General features: G+C 59.1%; 3 protein-coding genes. All 3 read right to left on the bottom strand.

Annotated elements, in window-relative coordinates:
* Positions 1–420: glycosyltransferase family 2 protein (locus tag B088_RS08140; protein ID WP_018107934.1), on the bottom strand; the 420-nt coding region annotated here is incomplete at its 3' end.
* Positions 420–1241 (bottom strand): glycosyltransferase family 2 protein, encoded by an 822-nt coding sequence (locus tag B088_RS08135; RefSeq protein ID WP_018107933.1) that lies wholly within the window; start codon positions 1239–1241, stop codon positions 420–422. The genes B088_RS08140 and B088_RS08135, both read right to left, overlap by 1 nt.
* Positions 1238–1859, bottom strand: a 622-nt coding sequence (locus B088_RS08720; RefSeq protein ID WP_018107932.1) for a hypothetical protein, incomplete at its 5' end; no start/stop codon positions are given. The genes B088_RS08135 and B088_RS08720, both read right to left, overlap by 4 nt.

The following is a 1859-nucleotide window of genomic DNA, read 5'->3' as shown; positions in this document are numbered from 1 at the left end:
CTCCACATCGATGAAGACCCGCTCCTTGGTGAAGAGCTGTGTGTACTGCGGTGCTGCCTCATTGACCATACCTGCGAAAGCCATATCGGCATCGTTCCGCTCAGCCGCCTCCACAAGACGCTCGTAGAAGTGACTGCTGATCTGGTCATCCACATCGAAGAAGTGAATGTACTTCCCCCTTGCCTCACGAATCCCTCTGTTTCGGGAATAGGAGCTGCCACCATTCTGCTCACTTCGGAGGATGGTCACCCCGGGGTGGCGCGAAGCTCTCTCGACCGAGCCGTCACTGCTGCAGTCGTCGACGAAGAGCACCTGCAGCTCCTTATAGTCCTGCTCGCGGATGCAGTCGAGGCAGCGATCGACATACTTCTCCCCATTATAGCAGGGGATGATGATCGTGACAAGTGGCTTGGTATTCATTACTTGAGTTCTTCTGTGAGGTCGGTCTGACGAGAGGCAAAGAGCCTGCGACGGAGATACTCGAGTCCGAAGCGGAGGAAGCCGCCATTCACCCCCGGGATGCGCTCGCCCTTCTCCTCCGCAAATCGGCGAACCTCCTCCCGGGACAACTGCCTGTCTCTCCTCCGCCGCAGCTTATGAGCCTCGTCCCGGGTAGTCAGGATCGAGCCCTCATTTCGGATGTAGAGGTACTCGGCATCAATGGCGGTGGAGACGGCATCAGCGTAGTAGAATGCTCGGATGGTAAAGGGGATATCCTCCATAAGGCGTCCCTCGGGGAAGGTGATCTGATGCTCCCGTAGCAGTGAGGTGCGGAAGAGGTAGAGCACCGAGTAGCCCCAGCGACCGGGATAGGTAATGCAGTACTTGGATCGCCCGGTATAGGTCTTGATCTGAGTGAAGCGCTGATTGTGGTAGTACCGCCCCTGGAAGACCGCCCCCCCGATCACGATATCCGCACCGGTAGCCTGTGCTGACTCTGCCATCCGGAGGTAGTAGTCGGAGCTGACCCGGTCGTCGACATCGAGGAAGTGGACATACTCTCCCTGCGCCAGCTGTACCCCTCGATTTCGGGTGTAGGCGAGGCCTCTATTTGAGTCATTGGCGATCACCGTCACCTCCGTATACTCCGCAGCGAGGGCGGCGGAGTCATCCGTACTGCCGTCGTCGATCAGCAGCACCTCTAAGTCACGGAAGCTCTGCCGCCGGATCGAGTCGAGGCAGCGATGTACATACTTTGCCCCATTGTAGCAGGGGATGATCACGGTGATGAGTGGAGTCATATATCTATGGATCTGAAGCGCTCGGGGAGCCTGACCACTCGCTTGCGACCGGGCATAAGCGGCTTATTCCAGGCAAAGAGGGGGCGAAAGAGTCTCTGTAGGCGGCGCGCCCTTCTCAGGATTCGATCTGCGTCAATAGGTGTGCGGGTGGAGGTGAAGTGAATAGTCCTCGCACGTCGGGAGAGGTGATTTCCCCAGTCCACACCCCGCTCGCCCTGCCGTGCTTTCACCATCTCGAGGTCGCAGTAACCGGCATGGATCAGGTAGAGATCGGGGAGGATGTGGAGGTTGTGCCCTCTCACTCTGTGGAATCCGCTTCCCCAGTTGAGCGGGCGGGTGAGGATGCAGCTCTTAGTGTAGCGAGCGGTCAGCACGGCATAGCGACGCTGCTCGAGGAGGGAGCGATCGGGATCCAGAGGAGCCTCCTCGTCAAGCCGCTGTCCCAAGTCAAGTCCCAGGGCTGAAGCGTGGCTCTCCGGTCGGTGCTCCGAGAGGTACTCCCTCAGAGAGAGACCGGTCCGGGGATCGGGCACGACGAATTCGTCACTGTCGGTCCCGAGGATCAGATCGTACCCCTCATCGAGCAGACGATGAGCCAGCCTCGTCAGGAGTCCGATG

Source organism: Porphyromonas bennonis DSM 23058 = JCM 16335, from assembly GCF_000375645.1.
GTDB lineage: Bacteria > Bacteroidota > Bacteroidia > Bacteroidales > Porphyromonadaceae > Porphyromonas_A > Porphyromonas_A bennonis.
Note: the sequence above shows the minus strand (reverse complement) of the source record. Positions and strands in the feature narration are given on the sequence as shown.